The 18,956-nt window shown below is 73.6% G+C and carries 18 protein-coding genes, 1 tRNA gene and 1 pseudogene; 10 read left to right on the top strand and 10 right to left on the bottom strand.

All coding sequences use genetic code 11. The features are described 5' to 3' along the window. Positions 1-193: 193 nt before the first annotated feature. The 3 genes and pseudogenes from ACFY30_RS31405 to ACFY30_RS31395 all read right to left on the bottom strand — a co-directional run. Positions 194-1,495: pseudogene (locus ACFY30_RS31405) on the bottom strand (O-antigen ligase family protein); the annotation flags it as partial. A gap of 8 nt (positions 1,496-1,503) precedes the next feature. Further along, positions 1,504-2,934, bottom strand: coding sequence for an exopolysaccharide biosynthesis polyprenyl glycosylphosphotransferase (locus ACFY30_RS31400; protein WP_390848523.1), 1,431 nt, complete (start codon positions 2,932-2,934; stop codon positions 1,504-1,506). Next, positions 2,931-4,106 (bottom strand): glycosyltransferase, encoded by a 1,176-nt coding sequence (locus ACFY30_RS31395; protein WP_390848522.1) that lies wholly within the window; start codon positions 4,104-4,106, stop codon positions 2,931-2,933. Before ACFY30_RS31395 ends, ACFY30_RS31400 begins: the two co-directional genes overlap by 4 nt. 450 nt (positions 4,107-4,556) lie before the next feature. Here ACFY30_RS31395 and ACFY30_RS31390 point away from each other — a divergent pair, with 450 nt between their 5' ends. The 7 genes from ACFY30_RS31390 to ACFY30_RS31360 all read left to right on the top strand — a co-directional run bounded on the left by ACFY30_RS31390 (position 4,557) and on the right by ACFY30_RS31360 (position 8,981). Beyond that, positions 4,557-4,796: a chaplin gene (locus ACFY30_RS31390; RefSeq protein WP_390660002.1), complete on the top strand. Its 240-nt coding sequence runs from the start codon at positions 4,557-4,559 to the stop codon at positions 4,794-4,796. A gap of 195 nt (positions 4,797-4,991) precedes the next feature. Beyond that, positions 4,992-5,810 carry a hypothetical protein gene (locus ACFY30_RS31385; RefSeq protein WP_390848521.1) on the top strand — a complete coding sequence of 273 codons (819 nt, stop codon included), beginning with the start codon at positions 4,992-4,994 and terminating at the stop codon, positions 5,808-5,810. A gap of 159 nt (positions 5,811-5,969) precedes the next feature. Continuing rightward, positions 5,970-6,260 carry a hypothetical protein gene (locus tag ACFY30_RS31380; RefSeq protein WP_390660000.1) on the top strand — a complete coding sequence of 97 codons (291 nt, stop codon included), beginning with the start codon at positions 5,970-5,972 and terminating at the stop codon, positions 6,258-6,260. Positions 6,261-6,416: 156 nt separating this feature from the next. Beyond that, positions 6,417-6,920 carry a DUF5949 family protein gene (locus ACFY30_RS31375; protein ID WP_390659999.1) on the top strand — a complete coding sequence of 168 codons (504 nt, stop codon included), beginning with the start codon at positions 6,417-6,419 and terminating at the stop codon, positions 6,918-6,920. Positions 6,921-6,925: 5 nt separating this feature from the next. Continuing rightward, entirely contained in the window at positions 6,926-7,534 is a 609-nt protein-coding gene (locus ACFY30_RS31370) for a vitamin K epoxide reductase family protein (protein ID WP_390848520.1), read from the top strand. 123 nt (positions 7,535-7,657) lie between these two features. Further along, positions 7,658-8,131 (top strand): tyrosinase cofactor, encoded by a 474-nt coding sequence (locus ACFY30_RS31365; protein ID WP_390848519.1) that lies wholly within the window; start codon positions 7,658-7,660, stop codon positions 8,129-8,131. After that, complete coding sequence (locus tag ACFY30_RS31360) at positions 8,115-8,981, top strand: tyrosinase family protein (protein WP_390848518.1); 867 nt, start codon at positions 8,115-8,117, stop codon at positions 8,979-8,981. The genes ACFY30_RS31365 and ACFY30_RS31360 overlap by 17 nt, the downstream gene beginning before the upstream one ends. A 118-nt stretch (positions 8,982-9,099) precedes the next feature. Here the strand turns inward: ACFY30_RS31360 and ACFY30_RS31355 are convergent, their stop codons facing one another. The 4 genes from ACFY30_RS31355 to ACFY30_RS31340 form a co-directional block, all read right to left on the bottom strand. Next, entirely contained in the window at positions 9,100-9,417 is a 318-nt protein-coding gene (locus ACFY30_RS31355; protein ID WP_390848517.1) for a chaplin, read from the bottom strand. Positions 9,418-9,569: 152 nt separating this feature from the next. Then, on the bottom strand, positions 9,570-9,845 hold the full coding sequence (locus ACFY30_RS31350; protein WP_390848516.1) for an acyl carrier protein: 276 nt from the start codon (positions 9,843-9,845) through the stop codon (positions 9,570-9,572). Beyond that, a complete protein-coding gene (locus tag ACFY30_RS31345; RefSeq protein WP_390848515.1) occupies positions 9,842-10,915 on the bottom strand; it encodes an HAD-IIIC family phosphatase in 1,074 nt (357 codons plus the stop codon). Before ACFY30_RS31345 ends, ACFY30_RS31350 begins: the two co-directional genes overlap by 4 nt. Further along, complete coding sequence (locus tag ACFY30_RS31340; protein ID WP_390848514.1) at positions 10,912-12,777, bottom strand: GNAT family N-acetyltransferase; 1,866 nt, start codon at positions 12,775-12,777, stop codon at positions 10,912-10,914. The genes ACFY30_RS31345 and ACFY30_RS31340 overlap by 4 nt, the downstream gene beginning before the upstream one ends. Positions 12,778-13,181: 404 nt before the next feature. On the opposite strand from ACFY30_RS31340, the gene ACFY30_RS31335 reads away from it, so the two are divergent. Further along, positions 13,182-13,562: an S-adenosylmethionine decarboxylase family protein gene (locus ACFY30_RS31335; RefSeq protein WP_133911411.1), complete on the top strand. Its 381-nt coding sequence runs from the start codon at positions 13,182-13,184 to the stop codon at positions 13,560-13,562. A gap of 8 nt (positions 13,563-13,570) precedes the next feature. Continuing rightward, the gene (locus ACFY30_RS31330; protein WP_390848513.1) at positions 13,571-14,338 is read left to right on the top strand and encodes a 4'-phosphopantetheinyl transferase family protein; all 768 of its coding nucleotides are present in this window, start codon (positions 13,571-13,573) and stop codon (positions 14,336-14,338) included. Positions 14,339-14,588: 250 nt separating this feature from the next. Here the strand turns inward: ACFY30_RS31330 and ACFY30_RS31325 are convergent, their stop codons facing one another. From ACFY30_RS31325 to ACFY30_RS31315, 3 genes are all read right to left on the bottom strand, one after another. Further along, on the bottom strand, positions 14,589-15,515 hold the full coding sequence (locus ACFY30_RS31325) for a hypothetical protein (protein WP_390848512.1): 927 nt from the start codon (positions 15,513-15,515) through the stop codon (positions 14,589-14,591). A gap of 741 nt (positions 15,516-16,256) precedes the next feature. Continuing rightward, positions 16,257-16,790 carry a TerD family protein gene (locus ACFY30_RS31320; protein WP_390848511.1) on the bottom strand — a complete coding sequence of 178 codons (534 nt, stop codon included), beginning with the start codon at positions 16,788-16,790 and terminating at the stop codon, positions 16,257-16,259. Positions 16,791-16,952: 162 nt separating this feature from the next. Continuing rightward, positions 16,953-17,025, bottom strand: a tRNA-Arg gene (locus tag ACFY30_RS31315). A gap of 320 nt (positions 17,026-17,345) precedes the next feature. Between ACFY30_RS31315 and ACFY30_RS31310 the strand changes: the two genes are divergently transcribed. Continuing rightward, positions 17,346-18,953: a dynamin family protein gene (locus ACFY30_RS31310; protein WP_390848510.1), complete on the top strand. Its 1,608-nt coding sequence runs from the start codon at positions 17,346-17,348 to the stop codon at positions 18,951-18,953. Positions 18,954-18,956: the final 3 nt, after the last annotated feature.

The following is an 18,956-nucleotide window of genomic DNA, read 5'->3' as shown; positions in this document are numbered from 1 at the left end:
GTCCGGGCCGCCCGCCCTGTCCGGCTTCTTGGGCTGCTCCGGCGGCCTGGCCGCCCTGACCGGGCCGCCCGCCCTGTCCGGCCTCCTGGGCCGCTCCGGCGGCTCGCCCGCCCTGCCCGGCTCGCCCTCCTTGCCCGGCCCGCTCGCCTTGCCCAGCTCGCCCTCCTTGCCCGGCCCGCTCGCCTTGTCCGGCCCGCCCGGCCGCCTCCCCGCCGACCAGTGCCCACCAGGCCGCCGCACCGAGGACGACGGCGGTCAGCACGGTCGAGGGGCCGCCGATGTCGGCGTACAGGAAGTCGGTGAGCTGCCAGAGAAGCAGCCCGCAGGCGACGAGCGCGCAGTCGAGCCCGGCGCCGGACCCGCGGACCCGCAAGAGGCCCCGCAGCCCGCACACCAGCAGCGCCAGCCAGCTCCCCGCGAGGGCGAGCAGCCCGAACAGCCCCTGCTCGCTCAGGACCAGCAGATACATGTTGTGCGGGGACAGCAGTGGCTGCCGGACGAAGCCGGAACCCGCGCCGTCGGTGTCGCTGCCGGAGGACAGCGCGAGGGAGGCGTGCGCGTCGCGGTGCTCGGGGAACCCCTTCAGCCCGACGCCCGTCAGGGGCTGTTCGCGCCACATGCCGACCGCGGCCGCCCACATCGTGTACCGGTCGGTGACCGACTGGTCGGGAGCGTCCGTGACCTGCGTGATGCTGCTGATCCGCTCCTGGAGCATCGCCGAGCCGACACCGAGGCCGCCGACCAGGACCACCCCGGCCGCGCCCGCCACCGCGCCCGCCTTGAGGGCCCGCCGTGGCCCGGCCAGGACGAGCTGCGCCGAGCAGGTCACCGCGGTCGCGATCCAGGCGCCTCGGCTGAAGGACAGGGCGAGCGGCACGAGGAGGGCGAGGGCGGCGACGGCGGCGGCCGTCCGCTGCCGCCCCGGGGCTCGGCCGAGGGCCAGCCCCACCGCGCAGACCAGACCGAAGGACACGACCGTGGCCATGCCCATCACGTCCTGCGGCCCGAAGGTGCCGACCGCGCGGATCATCTCGCCCTGGTAGGAGGCGCCCGTCCCGGTGACGTACTGGTGGACGCCGACCGCGCCCTGCCAGCCCGCCAGCCCGACGCACGACCAGGCCAGGATCCGCAGGTCGGAGCGGTTCCGGACGAGCAGCAGCACGGCGGCCGGGACCAGCACGAACACCTGGACATAGCGGCCCAGCCCGGTCAGTGCCTCCCCCGGCGAGGACGCCCCCGCCGCCGCGAGCGCCAGCCCGGCGACCGGCAGCCCCAGGACCACCGCGGCCTTCCGGGACAGCGGACGCCGCCGCTGCCGCAGCAGCCGGACCGCGCAGAACAGGACGACCAGCGCGGAGAGCGCGTCGGCCGGTCCGGCACCGCCCTCGCCGCCGGGGGAGACGGGCAGGGCGAGCAGCGCCACCACGGCGGCCACCGGCAGCACGGGCGACAGGGTCCGGGCGCGGGGCAGCGGCAGGGCCAGGGGCGGGGTCATCGGTCGGTTCAGCTCCCGGTCGGTCGCACGAGGGCCGCCGCCGTGCGCAGCAGGATGCACACGTCCTGCCACAGCGACCAGTTGTCGATGTACGCGTTGTCGAAGCGGGCCCGGTCCTCGATCGAGGTGTCCCCGCGCAGCCCGTGGACCTGGGCGAGCCCGGTGATGCCGGCCCGCATCCGGTGGCGGGCCGCGTAGCCGGGATAGGTCTGGCTGAACTGACCGACGAAGAAGGGGCGTTCGGGACGCGGCCCGACCAGGCTCATGTCGCCCCTGAGCACGTTCCACAGCTGGAGCAGCTCGTCCAGCGAACTCCTGCGCAGGAAACGGCAGAAGGGGTTCATCCGCACCTCGCCGGCCACGCTCCAGCGGGTCGCGGACTCGTGCTCGTCGACCGGGCGGTGGGTGCGGAACTTCAGCAGCGTGAAAGGCCGCCCGTCCTTGCCGATGCGCTCCTGCCGGAAGACGATCCCCGGCCCCCCGGTGAGCCGCAGCACGGCCGCGAACACCAGCAGCAGCGGGCTGATCAGCAGCAGCAGCGTCCCGGAGACGGCGACGTCGAGGAGCCGTTTGCCGTGGCTCTCCCGATGTCCGAGCCCCACGTCCAGACGCCGGCAGGCGAACCCGGCGAGCTGCTCCCGGCTCGCGTACGAGGGCGAGTCGGCGTCGACCTCCCACACCGTGCAGCCCGAGGCGGCGAGCGCCCGCAGCAGCGGGCTCTGCCGGGAGCGGACGGCGGGGTGGACGCACAGGACGTCCTGGACGCCGTTCTGGATGAGGGCCCGCTGCACCTCCTGGCCCGTGGTCAGCACGGGCAGCCCGTCGGTGCCGTCGGGCCGTTCGGCGACCACACCCACCGGCCGCACCCCGCAGCGCGGATGGCGCAGGACGGCGGCGGCCACCCGCTGGGCGGTCGCGGCGGGCCCGATGACGAGCGCGGCGCGCGGACGGCGGGTCAGCTCCCGGCGGCGACGCAGATGGACCAGCGCGCGTCCGGCGCAGGCGGCCAGGGTCTGCGCGGCGAAGCCGGCCAGAAGGGTGCGCGCCGGCAACGCGTGCGCCGGTTGCCAGGCCGCGGCGAGCGCGCCGAGCGCCAGCCAGGCCACCGCGATCCGGCCGCAGACGGAGGGCAGTTCGTCCAGCACACCCGTCACCGCCCGGCGCCCCCGGGGACGCACCGCCGACGTCACCGCCGCCAGCACGGGCACCAGTGCAGGATGGTGGCCCACCGCGAGCAGCGCCGCCGCGCCGGCCAGCGCGGCGAGGCCGTCGGCGAGCAGCAGCAGCGGCGGCTCGGGCGGCCGGGCCGGGGGACGGCGGGCGGGGAACCGGAAGCCCGTGCCACCGCTCTCCCGCCGGGTGATGACCGACAGGGGCGGGTAACCGGGCTGCGCGCCGGGGGAGGTGACGGTGCTTTCCGCAGTGCTTTCCGCAGTCACGGGTGGATGGACTCCCTGGACTCGGTGGGCACGACGCGTGGCGCGGGCACCTCGCGGAGCAGTTCGCGGTACACGTCCGCGACCGCCGCGGCCGTACGCCGCACGTCGTGCGTGGACAGGACGTAACGGCGCCCCTGCGCCCCGAGCGAGGCCCGCAGCGGCGCGTCGGCCAGCAGACCGGCGACGGCCCCGGCCAGCGCCGAGGGGTCGCCGGCGGGCACCAGACAGCGGGGCGCGAGCGCCTCGGGCAGGCTCTCCCGGGCGCCGTCCACCTCGGTCGTCACCACCGGCCGCCCGCAGGCCAGCGCCTCCAGCGGGGCGAGCGCCATGCCCTCCCAGCGCGAGGGCAGCACCACCAGGTCGGCGGCCCGGTACCAGGGGACGGTGTCGTCGGCGGCCCCCGCGAACAGCACAGACCCTGGCGCCGCGGCGCGCAGCCGCTCCCGGTCCGGCCCGTCCCCGACCAGGACCAGCCGCGCCCCGGGCACCTTCCGTACGACGTCCGCCCACGCGTCGAGCAGCACGTCCTGGCCCTTCTGCCGGCACAGCCGCCCCACGCACACCACCAGCGGTGCGGCCGGGTCGAGATCCGGGAGCAGGGCCTTGCGCGCGGCGACGGCGGGGGCGGGACGGAAGCGCCCGGTGTCGACGCCGTTGGGGACGACGCTCCACGGGCCACGGATCCCGGCGCCCGTTCCGGTCGCCCGTTCCGCCTCGCTCACGCACACCAGCCGTGCGGCCCAGCGCGCCGCGAACCGCTCCCACCTGAGGGCGAGGGCGGCGGTGGCCCCGCCGACCGCCTCGAACGACCAGGCGTGCGGCTGGAACACCGTCGGGATCCGCCCGCGCACCGCGAGCCGCCCGGCCAGCCCCGCCTTGGCGCTGTGGGCGTGCACCAGTGCGGGGTGTGTCTCGTCGATCAGGCGTGCGAGCCGCCGGACCTCGCCCGGGAGCGAAGGTCCCGGGGACCGGGTCGCCTCCCACCGCCGTACGTCCGCGCCCAGGGCGCGCAGTTCCCCGGCGAGGGCGCTGTCCGGGCAGGCCACCGTGACGTGCAGGCCGGCCGCGAGCTGGGCCCGCGCCAGGTCGGTGACGACTCGGGCGACACCGCCTTCCACGGGCTGGGTGAGATGCAGGACCCGGGTTCCGACGTCGGGTTCTGGCTGGTGCATCGCGCGGTTTCCTTGCTCACGGTGGCGCTCGGGACGGGCGGGAACGCGCCGGCTGCTTCGTCCGGGTGCCGGCGGCGACGAGGAGCGCCCCGGCCCACGCCGCGTCCCGGTGGGGAACGAGACGGAACCTCGGCTGGTCACCGCCGCGCCGCAAACCCGCGCCGAGATCGAACATCTCGTCGCCGCCGCCCGGGGGCGGCGGAGTGCGCCGGGACACGCGCCGCCGGAGCCGCCCCGGCCCGCTGATCACGGATTTCAACGGATCGTCAGATGGACAGACCGGGTCGCCGGGTACGGAGGCCGCCGGGAGCCCGCCAGGGGCGCGGTCGATCGCGCGAGCGAATCAGTTCACCCCTTTGGCGGCACAACCCCCGGCCGCGCGGCGCGTTGACAGAGCGCCGGGCATCCCCGCCCGGGTGTTTGTGTCAAAACCCCAAGGAGCACCTCTCCATGTCGCGTATCGCGAAGGGCCTGGTCCTGACCTCCGTTGCCGCCGCGGCCGTCGCCGGCGCCTCCGGCATCGCCGTCGCCGACAGCGGCGCAAGCGGGATCGCCGAGCACTCCCCGGGTGTGCTGTCGGGCAACGTCGTCCAGGTCCCCGTGCACGTGCCGCTCAATGTCTGCGGCAACACCTTCGACGCCGGTGGTCTGCTGAGCCCCGCTTTCGGCAACACCTGCGTCAACAGCTGACGTCACGCCACGTCCTCGTCGCACGGCCGCCCTTCCGCCAGGAGCGCGGCCGTTCGGCTTGCCCGGCCGGCCCGTTCCGTACGGGTGCAGGGTGCGGGTTCCTCGAATGGGTCACGGAAAGTGACCACTGATTGCGGAGCGTGAGTACTCCTTTCAGGGTGGACTCAGGACTTGACGCACATCGAAAGGAACCCCATGCGTTGCCTGCCCGTACGGCGTATCGCTGCCACCGTTCTCAGCTCCGGCCTCGTCCTCGCTCTCGCCGCTCCCGCCGCCGTCGCGGTCGACACGGCCCGTGAACGCACCGCCACGACCTCCCGTGCGCCCGTTCCCGGCGCGGACGCGCTGCGCGCCCAGGTCAGGGGGATGGGGGAGATGGGGACCGTCTTCACACCGGTCGCCGATCTGCTCGACACCGTCCTCGAGGCCGAGAACGGCCGCCTCACGGCCGAACAGGCGAACCGGCTCGGCGCCGCCGTCGAGTCGGCCGTCGCCCGGCACACCGGGGCGAGCACGGCGACGGCCCCGTCGCTGCCCGCGGGACCGGTGAAGGGCGACGGCGGCACGGAACGGCGGGCCGACGCCCCCGACCCGGTGGCCGACGCCCTCACCGCGCTGCGGGCCGCGGTGACCAAGCTCCTCGAGGCCGCCACCTCCGGTGCAAGCCCCGACGACACCGCCTCGGCCGCCACGGGTGTCGTGACCGCCGCGGTCGGCCTGCTCCTGGCCACCCTGACCGCCTCCGGTCTGCCGCTGCCGAGCGCCTCCGGCCGGCCGACGACGACCACCGAAGCCCCGGCCACCGCATCGTCGCTCCCGGCCACCGCGCCCTCGCAGCCCACCTCGGTCCCGTCGTCCCCGGCTGCCGTGTCCTCGCAGCCGGCTTCGGTCCCGTCGCTCGCGGCCGCCGCGCCCCCGCAGCAGGCCGCCGCCCCGTCGCAGTCGGCGGCCGTGCCGCAGCTTCCGGCCGCCGCGCCGGCCCTGCCGGCCGGAAACCTGCTCCCCACCCCCTGACGGGCCGTCGGCGTTCGGTCTTCCCGGTTCCGCGCCCCGGTGCGGGCCTGCCCGCGGCCGGCCTTCCCGCCGGGCTGCGGAAACTTTCCGCGCACGGGGTTTCCGCTTCCGACGGGGATCGTTGTACACGGCGTCACCATTCCCCTGGAAAGGAACCCGATGAAGTCCCTGAAGGCCGCCGCCGTCGTCGCCGGGTCCGTCGCCCTCGCCGGAGTCGCAGCGCCCGCGTTCGCCTACGACACCGCGGACCTCACCCCCACCAGCCTCAACGGCGCGGTGAACACGCTCACCAAGGAGGGCATCACCGCGCGGGACGTGATGCCGCTGCAGCAGCAGTCGCACGCGCTCGACACCCAGAACAAGGACTCCGCGCTCCACACCGTCCAGGGTGCCGCCGACGCGCTCAACCAGCACAACCCGCTCCTCGGCGGGCTGCCCCTGCACGGCTGACGCGCGCCTTCCGGAGGGCCGGTTCCGAGCCGACGGAACCGGCCCCCGGCGCTGTCGGGAAGCGGTTCCCTCGTTCGTGTGGAGCGCCCCGCGGGCGTCCCCCGGTCGGGTGAGAACGCGCCCGGCCGCCCGCCGGGGCGCCGATAGGGTCGCGCGGTGACCTCAACCCCAAGCACAACCCGCCCCTTCAGCGTGGCCGACCTGGGCACCCTCGTCGTGATGCCGTGGAGCGGCGAGGCCCCCGACGGCAGCGACATGCCCTACCTGCTCGCCTACTCCCTCGGCGACGCTCCCGACGGCGGCGCCGAGACGACCGCCGCCGCGATCGAGCGCCTGCTCACCGACAACGGCCTGCCCGTCGGCGGCGATCTCGTGGACGGCACCGAACGGCCCAGCCTGCCGGTCACCCTGCTCGTCACGGCCGGCGCGGCCGTCCTGAACATGCCGAGCCTCAACGCCCAGTGCGTGCCGCCGCCCGAGTGGCTCGCGGCCGTGGAGAGCCGCGGCTTCGCCTACCTCGTCTTCACCACCCGCGCCTGGCCCGAGGCCGTCCCCGGCAAGGCCGTCGAGCCCGAGGCGCTGGCCGCGTTCGCGGGCGCCGAGGAGACCCTCACCGCGGCGGCGCACGTCGTCCTGCCCGCCCGCAGCCTGCGCGGCTGACGCCCGTGCCGAGGGCGGCCGGCCCGGGCCCCGTGACGGCGGCGGGCGGCAGCCGCGCCTTCGCCCTGCTGCTCGTCCTCACCGGCGCGGCCGGGCTGCTGGCCTCCTGGGTCATCACCCTCGACAAGGTCAAGCTGCTGGAGGACCCGGGCTTCACCCCGGGCTGCAGCCTGAACCCGGTGGTGTCCTGCGGCAGCGTCATGAAGAGCGACCAGGCCTCGGTGTTCGGGTTCCCCAACCCGATGCTGGGTCTGGTGGCCTACGGCATCGTCGTCTGCGTCGGCATGAGCCTGCTGGCCGGCGCCGCCCTCCCCCGCTGGTACTGGCTCACGTTCACCGCCGGCTGCCTCTTCGGCGTCGGGTTCGTGTCCTGGCTGCAGTTCGAGTCCCTGTACCGGATCAACGCGCTGTGCCTGTGGTGCTGTCTGGCCTGGATCGCCACGATCGTGCTGTTCTGGTACGTCGTCTCCTTCGACGTACGCCACGGATTCCTGCCCGCCCCGGCCGGCCCGCGCATGTTCTTCGCGGAGTTCACCTGGGTACCGCCCCTGCTGCACCTCGGCATCGTGGGCATGCTGGTCCTGACGCGCTGGTGGGACTTCTGGACCGGCTGACGCCGCTTCTCCCCGACGGGCCCGGACCTCTTGTCCGGGCCCGTCCGTGTGCTTCGTGGTGACCCGGCGGGCCGCAGGGCGGTTACCGCTACGGACGAACCGCACTCGTACGAGGAGCACACCATGGTGGCCCATGTGAACGGAGTACCCGTATCCGCACGGCACTCGGGATCCGCGAGAGCCGGCACTCGACGGGAGGCCCTGCGCGGGCTGCTCGGCGTCGTCGCCGGCCTCGCGCTGGTCCCGGTCGTCGCCGCCTCCTGGCCGCCGGACCCGCTGGACGACTCGGCGGGCACCGGATTCGACGAGGTGTACCGCGGCCGGCGCATCCAGGGCTTCCCCGCCCCGGCCGGCCGCTCGGTCCTCGGCGGCGCCGAGTGGGAGGTCACGGTCGACGGGCGCCCGCTGCACCTGATGCGCCGGGCCGACGGCACCTGGCTGAGCATGGTCGACCACTACCGCTCGTACCGCACCCCGCTGGAGGCCGCCCGCGCCGCCGTGGACGAGCTCGGGCCGGGGGAGAGCCTGCGCCAGGGCTCCCCGGCCCACGGTGGCCACGCGCACGACCTGGGAGGACGGCATGGTCTATACGCGTAAGGACGTCAGCACGCTGACCGCCGGTGAGCGAAGGCGGTTCGTGAAGGCGATGCTGGAGATCAAACGGCGCGGAGAGTACGACGAGTTCGTACGGCTGCACATCGACTTCTACGTCTCCGACGGCGAGGGCGGACTGCGCACGGCCCACATGGCGCCCTCCTTCCTGGCCTGGCACCGGCAGTTCCTGCTGGAGCTGGAGAAGGCGCTGCGCCGGGTCGACTCCTCGGTGACCGTGCCGTACTGGGACTGGACGCGCAGCCGCGGCACGAGCTCGGCGCCCTGGACCAAGGACCTCCTCGGCGGCAACGGACGGCGCTCCGACCGCCAGGTGACCACCGGGCCGTTCGCCTACGCCACCGGCAACTGGACGCTCAACGAGAACATCACGGACGGCGAGTTCCTCACCCGCGACCTCGGCCGGGCCGCCAACCCCATCGAGCTGCCCACCAGGACGGAACTGGAGTGGGCCCTGCGGGACCCGGTCTACGACACCGCGCCCTGGGACTCGACGGTCACCGAGGGCTTCCGCAACAAGCTGGAGGGCTGGGGGACCGGCCGGGGCAGCTCCGCCTGGCGCAACCACAACCGGGTCCACCGGTGGGTGGGCGGGGAGATGCTGGGCGGCGCCTCGGTGAACGACCCCGTCTTCTGGCTGCACCACGCCTTCATCGACCTGGTGTGGACCCGCTGGCAGGCCCGTCACCGCAACCACCGCTACCAGCCCGCCCAACCCCCCGGTCCGCAGAGCCGGCAGCACCGCCGGGTCGTCGCCCGCCACGAGAAACTGCCCCCCTGGGACGTGACACCGGACCAGCTGGAGGACGTGTCCCGGATCTACCGGTACGCCTGACCGCCGTCCGCGGGGTGGTGCACACGGGGAGAGCCCCGGCGCTCGAGGTGCCGGGGCTCTCCGGTGGTCCGTACCAGGGGTACGACCGGGGTGTACGGGTGGGACGTACCGACCGCTGTCAGCCGCCGTAGCCCTTGGCACCGCCGTGCTTGTCGTAGCCGTGGTGGCTGTGCTTGTCGCCACCCTTGTCGTGGTGGTCGACGTTGGCGCAGGTGTTGCCGAAGGCCGGGTTCAGCAGACCGCCGCCGTTGATCGTGTTGCCGCAGAAGTTGATCGGCACGTGGATCGGGGCCTGGATGAGGTTGCCCGACAGGAAACCCGGCGAGTGAACGGCCGCACCCTGCGCACCCGCGTCCGCCATGGCCAGGCCGGCCCCGCTGACCACCACGGCGCCGGTGCCGAGGGCAACGGCGGCCACCTTCGCGATGCGAGACATCACGTTCTCCTTAAGTGATTCGGTTCGTGCGGCGGCAGGACGCGCCGTCGCACTCCCCGTTCAACGCGGCCACCCGGGGCGGGTCACGGCACTCGCCTCCGGATCACTCTTTTTCAACAGGAGAGACGTACGGATGGGTGCCCGGGCCCGACCTAGGGCGTCCGGTGGGTCGCCACGAAGTCGGCGAGCGTGGCGATGGACTGCAGACTGTCCAGGCTCAGGTCCAGCGCCGCGACGTCCACGCCGAACCGGGCGTCGACCGCGCCCAGCAGGGTCACGCCGGCCAGCGAGGTGAGGGCGATCCGCGGACCGAACAGCTCGGTGTCGGCGGGGAGTGCCTGCACCAGGTCCGGGTCCAGGCGGGCGGCCTCGGCGATCATCGAGCGCAGTTCCCGCTCCACGGCGGTGCGGTCCTGGGTGTCCGTCACGCCTCGGCGTCCTCTCGGTCGGATACGTGCAGATACGGGGGTGCCTTCGGGAGGTCGCCGTGCAGCGACCGGGCGAGGAGGGCCGCGTCGGGAGCGGCGCCGGGGGTGTCGTCCGCACGGCGCAGACCCGCCTGGCGCAGCAGGATGCGCATCTCCAGGTTGGCGTCCGTCGGACGCAGGGTCACCCGGAACTCCTCGGCGCCGGCCTGCCGGGCCCGTTCCATCAGCCAGAACAGGAAGGCGGCCGCCGCGCCCCGGCCGGCGACCCGGCAGGAGAGGGCGAGCAGCGGGACGGACCAGGCGCCGGGGGCGGTGCGGTCGACGAGGGCGGCGCCGATGACGCCGTACGCGCCGAACCGGTCGGTCATCCGCGCGGTGAACAGCTCGTGCCCGTCCGAGGCGGTCAGCTCGCGCAGCCGGTCCGGGGTGAGGCCGGAGGAGTTCAGGCGGTGCGTGCGGGCGGCGAGCTCCAGGGCGCGGGGGGTCTCGTCGGGGGTGGCCGCGCCGACCGTGAGCCGCATGGCGCACCAGCGCAGGAACTCCTCGCGGGTCCCCTGGAAGCGTTCGCTCTCGGCCCGGCGGGTCTCCTCGGTGCGGTAGCGGTGCACCCGTTCACGGGACTCGGGGGTGACCTCCCGGCCCTCGAAGGCCGCCAGCAGCGCGGGAACGTCCGTGGGGGCGAGGGTGCGGACCCCGGGCAGCAGGGCCTCGACCTCGGCGCGTTCGTAGGGCGAGTCGTCGACCAGGACCAGGGCCTCCACGGCGATGCCGAGTTCCTTGGCGATCCTGCGCAGCGACTCGCTCTTGTCCTGCCAGGACACCTGCGGGGCGAGGAACCGCTCGCGCACCTCCGGGCGGCCGCCGGTGAGCCGGTCGAGCACCGCGGGCGCGCTGCGGCTCGCGATGCTGCTGAGCACGCCGCGGGCCGCCAGCGCGTCGATCGCGGCCAGCATCTCGGGGCGCGGGGTGGGCAGTTCGTCGGTGGCGGACTCGACGGCGATGTCGTCCCACAGGGTGCCGTCGAGGTCCCAGACGACGCACTTGACGCCCGCGGGGTCGATGTCGGTCATCGGTCCCCCCGGGGCAGGAACAGCTTCATCGCCAGACTGGTGGGGTCGAAGCCGAACTTGCGGTAGACCGTACGCATCGGAACGTTGCCGACGTGCACCCGGCCGGTGACCTCGGTGATGCCGTTGGCCAGGCAGAACTCCAGCCCCGCGGTGAGGAGGAGTTCGGCCACGTCGCTGCGGTTGTCCACCGGCGAGACCGCCAGGGAGCGGAAGTTGGCGTAGCGGTCGCCGGTCATCGCGTTCTGGTTGATGCTCACCCAGCACCAGCCGACGGGCTCCTCGCCCGGGCGGTGGGCGACGATCATGCCCTCCTTCGACTTCTCCATGGCGCGCCCCAGCCGGGACGCCCAGCGGGCGGGGTCGTCGATGGCGTCCTCGCCGAAGGAGACCCGGGCGATCTCGGCCTCGAACGCGCCGATGGCCGGGAGGTCACGCTCGTCGGCCTGCCGGGTGACATAGGGGTGTGCCCGCTTCTCGAGGGCGGCGCGGTCCTCGGGGGCCGGGGGGCGCCAGCCGACGGTCCGGCCGGCGGGGGCCGGGGCGGAGGCGGGCTGTACGGGCTGTGGCGCGGGGGCCGGAGCTGTTTCCCGAGCGGGTGCCGGAGCCGGAGCGGGAGCTGTTTCCCGAGCGGGTGCCGGAGCCGGAGCGGGGCCCGCGGCCGCTGCCGGTGATTCCTCGGCCGCGACCAGGCGGCCCGGCCGGAAGGGGCCCTTTCCGCAGCTCGGGCAGCCCTCGGCGCGCAGGGCGGCGACGGAGGCCCACCGGGCGCCGGGGCCGACGCGGACCTGCGTGTCGCACGCCACGCACGTGTACTCGCGCTGCCGGGTCCGCTTGTCGCCCGTGTACAGGGGACCGCCGTACTCGCCCTGGCGGGAGGCGGTGGAGCTGGTGGTGAGGAGGTGCTGGAAGAAGCCGACACCGCCGAGGATGCCGCTGCCCTCGTACTCGTTGAAGTTGCGGATGTAGCCGTTGGTGACCAGGCCGAGGGCCATGATCTCGCGCTGGACCTCCAGCATCTCGTCCGGGCTCTTGCCGCCGAAGGAGAAGAAGACGCTGTGCGCGGGGCCGGGCCGCAGGCCCTCCACCGCACGGGAGAGGAAGAGCCGCGCGCCCTCGGCGGTGTACGGCGGGTCGGTCATGGCCACGTCGTGCTGTCCGTGCAGCTGTGCGGGCAGCGGCTGGCGCAGATCGTGCCGCACGGTCTCGACGCGGGTGCCGAGTCCGGCCGCCGTCTTCTGGATGTGGTCGAGGATCTCGGCGGAGATGTCGACCACGGTCACCCGCTCGACGAGGGGCCCGCCCAGCACGTCCCCCACGACGGCCACGGCCAGCGACACGAGGTCGTCGTCGCCGATGAGCAGCAGGGAGCCGCCCGGCAGCGCGCCCGCCGTCAGCAGCGCGAGCACCCGGCGCACCTTGGTCTCGGCCGTGCAGTGCGACTGGTCGATCGCCATGTCGGCGGCGGGACCCGACTCCATGAGCGCCCGCAGCCGGCGTACGGCCTCGTCCAGCACCTCGGGGATCACGAGCTCACGGCCGTCGCAGGTGCGGCAGGTGGCGTCGAGGGTGAGGTCCATGCCGAGCTGCGCGACGAGGTCCTGGCCGGCCTCGGTCAGCCGGGACGGGCGCTCCTTGGTGACCAGGCCCCGGCGGCGCAGTTCGTTCCCCAGCGCGGCCACGATCGGGACCGGCAGGCCGGTGGCGCGGCTGAGGTCCTTCGTGGAGGCGGGAGCCAGGCGGCGCAGGGAGCGCAGCACGGACCGCACTCCGGGCGGACCCTCCTGGAGCCGGACGGCGTCCGCGACTTCCGTGAGCAGTTGATCGGCGGTGGTACTCCGCGGGTGCCGACGCGTGTTCGTCACAATGCTGCTCCAGGGAAGCTGATGGATTCCGGGGGTATCGAGTATACGGGCTGGTAGGCGCGCCGATCGGACACGGTGCGACGGCCCGGAATGCGAATCGGAAAAGGGAATTCTGGAGGCGTTCCGGCGGTCTTTCGAGGGAAAGCGTTTTTCATCCTCCCTCCGGGTCGTCGATCGAGTGAATTCCACGGGATTTCCCGGACGGTTTTCCGTCCGAATGCGCCCCCGGCCTTCCCGCCCCCTTGACGCGTTGTGCTCGCGAGCCCCTGAGCGCCCCGGATGCTAGGCTTGACCCCACCGAGAGCCAGTCACCGGCCTCGCGACCTTCCTCATTCAGCCGCGCGGACCAGCGCAGATCTATCCGAAAGGAGACGGGGGCGGCGGTTCGCCTCCCCCGGTTCCCCATGACCAACTCCGCCAACCTCGCCACCGAGGGTATAAACGTCGACGATCTGTGCTCTTATGCCGTAGACGTGTGGGTGAGCGACCACAGCATCCTGACCGACGAGGAGCGCCTGCTCCAGGTGCTGCGCACGGCCGCCGAAAAGGGAAACGCCACGGTACTCGGTGAGGCGTCGCATGTTTTCCCGAATGGTGCCGTCACCGCCATTCTGCTGCTTTCCGCCTCGCATCTGAGCATTCACACCTGGCCCGAATTCAGCCTGGCCAACGTCGACCTGCTCGCCTACGGCCGGCTGAACGGCGAGCGGATGATGCAGAGCGTGGAACTCGGCCTCTCGCCGACGAAGATCAACGTGACGCGCATGCTGCGCGCGGTGCACTAGCCGTTGCCTTGTCGGCCGCGTGGGCCGGTCCGGTGCCGGTGGAGGTCTCGTGGGCGCGCCTGGGCGACGCCCACGACGGTCTGCTGCCGCTGCTCGACCCCGTGGAACGCGCCCGCCACGACGCCATCGCCGACCCCGCCGGCCGGGGTCGTTTTCTCGTCGGCTGCGCCCTGAGCCGTCTGCTCCTGGGCGAGTTGCTCGGGCTGTCTCCCGCCGCCGTCCCGCTGCGGCGCGTGTGTCCACGCTGCGGCGGCCCGCACGGCAAGGTCCGGCTGGATCCGCCGGGCCGGTCCGCGGCGTACGACTTCTCCGTCACCCACAGCGGTGCGCTCATCGGCGTGGCCGTCTGCCGGGGCGCGGAGGTGGGCCTGGACGTCGAGGAGGCCGCCGCCGCCCTGGACGTCGGTTCCGCCGCCCGCGTCGCGCTCTCCGCCCGTGAGTCGGCCGCCCTCGACTCCCTTCCCCCCGCCGAGCGGGAGCGCGCCTTCCTGCGGATCTGGACGCGGAAGGAAGCGGTCCTGAAGGCGTTCGGGGTCGGCCTCCGCATGCCGCTGCGCGGGCTGGAGGTGTCGGCTCCCGACGCCCCGCCGGCCGTGCTGGCCTGGCCGGACGAGTCGGACCGACCGGCCGCGCGGCCTGTCCCGCACCTGGCGGACCTGGTGGTCGACGGCGTCCATCCGGCGGCGGTCGCGGTGACGGGGGCGGGCGTGACGGGCGTACGGATCGCGGAGCGTGACCGGTCCGGGGCGGTGTCGTCGTACGGCCGTACGACGTGAAGAAGGCCTCGTTCACGCGGCGGCCAGGAGCCCGCGAGGGTGAGCCGGGAAGCCCGGTCGGCGCCGTAAGGCGCCCTGACCGAGGCCCCCATGGGCATCGCGACGGGCTGCGTCGTACCCGGTACGTCCACCGTGGTCGTCCCGGCGGTGTTCCGTCCGCCGACCGGGACGGTCGCCCCGTGCGAGGCCCGTCCTGACGGCCGGCGGACGGCGGGGCGCCGCGGGTGGCGGCGCCCCGTCCCCCTCCGCGTCAGGAGCGACGCGTGCGGGTGGTGGCGTAGACCGCCCCGGCCCCGATGGCGACCGCCAGGGCCGCGCCACCGGCGATCAGGCCGACGGGCGCGCTGGAACCGGTCTCCGCCAGTGGCGGCGTGCTGCCGCTGGGCGAGGGCTTCGGCGTGGCGGGCGGTGTGGACTCCAGCGGAGGCACGTCCGAGGTCGTGGTCGGGGTGCTGGAGGACGGCTCGGGGGTGGCGGGCGGAGTCGTCTCCTCGCCGGGAGGCGTGCTGTCGGCCGGGCCGGTCGGGGTGCTGGGGGTGGTCGGCGTGGACTCGGAGGGAGTCGGGGCGGGCGTGCCGGGCTCCTCGGGGGTGCAGGGCTTGTCGCCGCCGTTCCACGCGGCGATGAGGTGGTACGGCGTGATGACGCCGTCGGGCTCGTACGGGGCGGGTCCGTGTCCGTCCTCGGACTTGCCGTCGTAGATGACGTCGTCGCCGTAGAGGTCTATCTGCCCGTAGCAGTCGGGCGTCTTCACGGTCAGTTTCTGCCAGGACCGCCCGGTGTCGTTCGCGTCGGCGACGTCCGCGGCGGTCAGGTGGACCGTGGCCTTGTCGACGAGTGTCTGGTGGCCCGAGGTGTACCAGCTGGAGCCCTCGGTGGTGTATTCGGCCAGGGAGACCGGGTACGTGCAGCCGTCGCCGATCTTCTGGCCGGGGGCCAGGCGTACCTCTACGGCGCCGGGGGCGGTGTCCCAGAGGTGGAACCCGCCCTGTGAGGTCCAGTCGGCGCCCACGGGGTTTCCGTCGGTGTCGACGATGCGGTACTGGACGGTCGCGGACTGGCAGCCCGCGCTCGTCGTGGCGCTCGCCGCGGTTGCTCCGAGTACGGGCAGGGCGGCAGCGGTGAAAGCGGTTGCGGCGAGCGCAGCCAGCGTTCTGGTGCGTTGCGAACGCGACAAGTTTGCCTCTGGGGAGTCGAGTGGGTGGGGGGTGGCCGAGTGTGGACGGCACGTGCGCCGGCGCCCTTGGGCGGCGCCGCTGCCGTCACTCGGGTCACTTCGCTCACTTCAGGCACAGCGAAGTGAGGCGAATTCTTGCCACCTTTCACAACTCCCGTCAATTCTTCGCGAGTTCATCACGCATCGGGTCGAGGGGCGGGGATCGGCCAAGGGGCCGCGAGGGCCTGGGAGGCCGGTTCGGCAGCCGGCTTTCAGGGGGCGGTCCGGAGGTGGACCGCTCGCCGGGGAGCTCGGGGTCGTAGCCGGTCGGCGTGCGGATCCGCGCGATCGGGGTCCGCCGGCGGGCCGGGAGCCGGCCTCGGGGTGAGCGCCATGGTGAGGCCGCCGCCGGGGGCGTCCTCGGCGTCGAAGGCGCCGCCCATCACCTCGGCGAAGCCGGGCGCGACGACGGGCCGGGGCCCACTCCGCGCGTCAGGACCGTTCGCCGAGGCCCTGGCCGCCGGATCGGGGGAGCGCGGCGCCGGCGGAACCGGTCACCGGGCTGCGAAGCGGTGATGAGTCCCGCCGGGAACAGCAGCAGGCCGGCCCGGACGACGGGCAGGAGGATCATCGCGTCCTCGCCGACCGGCCCGCCCCACCGTCCCGGCGGGACGACGACCGGTCTCACATGCGCCCGACGGGTGCTGGTGGAGGCTGCCGGAGGGCGACGGGAACCCCTCGGTCCCTCGTGCTGTCGCGCGCTCAGAGCCGCGGGACGGAACCCATCTCCGCGCTGAAGACCGCCGGTTCGCTGTCGAACCCCCGGACCATCTCGTGGAACTCCCACGTTCCCGAGGTGTCCTTGGCGAACTCCGCGACCGTCCCGGCGGTGGATCCGGCGATCTGCGCGAAGTCGTCCTTCATCAGTTCCGTGTATCCGTCGACGACCAGGACTCCGGCGTTCGACAGGTCCCCGAAGAACTTGGGCCCGGTGTTCTGATGGATGGCCACCCCCACGACCACCCGTGCGAAGGAGGGCGCGAGGCGGTCGAGTTCCAGGGTCATCGCCTCGACGTAGCCGAAGCCCTGCCCGGTCTGGCTGTGCCGGCTCATGTTGATGGTGCCGTCCGGCGAGCGGCTGTCGAAATGGACGATGTACACCGGCTGCCCGTAGGGGGCGTCCGCCGAATAGGTCGCGGCGATGATGTCGAGATGATGGGGCGGCCGGCCCAAGGGGCTCGGGTCCCACTTCAGCCGCACTTCGACCTTCTCCAGCCCCTTGCTGCCGCTGCTCATGGGATTGCCGCCTCTTCTGCTCGGTCCCCCACGGGATGCTTTCCCGCATGGCGAGTATGGCTCCACGAGGGGGCTCCGCCGCTCCCGTGCGGCCCCGCTGTCGAGCCCGCTCAATCGCCTCTGAGCAGCAAAATGCCCTCCCATAGGGAGGGCGGAGACTTGCGCCCCCGGCAGGACTCGAACCTGCGGCCAAGCGCTTAGAAGGCGCCTGCTCTATCCACTGAGCTACGGGGGCCGGTGTGGTGGCCTCGTACGTGCTGCCCGGGTGTGGGCTGATCCGTGACGTTGCCGGGGACAAGGATAGGGCTCCCGGTTCCTTGTCCTGGTTGCTTCGCCTCCGTGGCTCAATGTGGAGGTTCGGTGAAGCGGTCCTGATAATCGCAGGCAGGTGCGAATCGTGCATCGCTTTTGGCGTCTCGGACCCCGGGTGTTGTGCACTCGTTATGCCTGGGCTGTGCCTGTGTCCCAGTCGTCCCCTCCGCCCCTTGTGTCCTGTCGGCGCGCAGACATGCCCATATGCTTCATAAATCCCCTGAAATTGGGCATTCTTCGCATGTGGTGACCTTGGACGTACGGCCTCAGCTGCTCGACGCACTCTCCGCCCTGCGCGACCGTGTCGCCGCCGCACGCTTTCCGCTGCCCGTGGCGGGGGCGCCACGCGCGCGTGCCAACCGCGACGAACTGCTCGCCCAACTGGACGACTACCTGGTGCCCCGGCTCAGACAGCCCGAAGCGCCGCTTCTGGCCGTCATCGGCGGCTCCACCGGCTCGGGCAAGTCGACGCTCGTCAACTCCCTCGTGGGGCGGCGCGTCAGCGAGGCGGGCGTGCTGCGGCCGACGACCCGGACCCCGGTGCTGGTCTGCCATCCGGAGGACCATCACTGGTTCAGCGGTATGCGGGTCCTGCCCGGCCTCACCCGCATGTGGGTACCCCAGCAGGATTCGGCGGACGACCTCCTGCCGCCCGGCGGGGACAGCCGGCGCGTACTGCGCATCGAGACCGCCGAGACCCTCCCGCCCGGCCTCGCGCTCCTCGACGCGCCCGACATCGACTCCCTCATCGCCGACAACCGCGTCCTCGCCGCCGAACTGATCTGCGCCGCCGACATCTGGGTGATGGTCACCACGGCCGCCCGCTACGCCGACGCCGTGCCCTGGCATCTGCTGCGCACCGCCAAGGAGTACAACGCCACCCTCGTCACCGTCCTGGACCGCGTGCCCCACCAGGTCGTCGCCGAGGTGTCCCGGCAGTACGGCGCCCTCCTCACCAAGGCGGGCCTCGGCGACGTACCCCGCTTCACCGTGCCCGAACTGCCCGAGTCCGCCTGGGGCGGTGGACTGCTCCCGGCGACCGCCGTGGCCCCGCTGCGGACCTGGCTCGTCCATCACGCCCAGGACCCCGCCGCCCGCCACCACGTGCTGGCCCGCACCGCCCACGGCGTCCTCGACTCCCTCAAGTCCCGGATGCCCGAACTCGCCGGTGCCGCCGCCGCGCAGTACGCGGCCGCCCTGCGGCTCACCTCCGCGGTGGAGAAGGCGTACGACAGTGAGTACGCGCGCGTGCGGGGCCGGCTGCAGAACGGCGCCGTGCTCGCCGGGGACGCGCTCAAGCGCTGGCGGGCCTTCCCGCTGGACTGCACCGCCGGCGAACTCCTGGACGCCCTGATGGAGAGTCTGGGCGCCCTGCTGCTGTGCGCCGTCACCGCCGCCGACGAACGCGTCGACGAGGCCTGGCGCCGCGAACCGGCCTCCGCCGCCCCGGCCCTGACGGACACCGACTCCTCGCCGGAGAACGCCGAACACCGCATCGGGCTGGCCGTACGGCGGTGGCGGCGCGAGCTGGAGGAGTACGCGGAGGACGAGGTGCGCGCCCTGGAACGCGGGACCGCGCCCGAACCCGAGACGGTCGCCGCCCTCGTCGCCACGGTCCTGCTGGGCGGCCGCCGCGCCCGCACCGCGGGCGAGGGCCTCGCCGAACGGCTCGGCGCGCACGGCGCGCTGCGGCTGCGCGACCGCGGCGGACGGCTGCTCACCGAGCACCTGGACCGCGTCCTGCACGCCGAACGCGAGCGTCGCCTCGCCCCCCTCGACGGACTCGACGTCCACGCCGAACCCCAGGCCGAACTCATCGCCGCGCTGTCCGTACTGCAGAAGGAGAGGTGACCG

It is taken from the genome of Streptomyces sp. NPDC000345 (assembly GCF_042898825.1).
Classification (GTDB): Bacteria; Actinomycetota; Actinomycetes; order Streptomycetales; family Streptomycetaceae; genus Streptomyces.
Note: the sequence above shows the minus strand (reverse complement) of the source record. Positions and strands in the feature narration are given on the sequence as shown.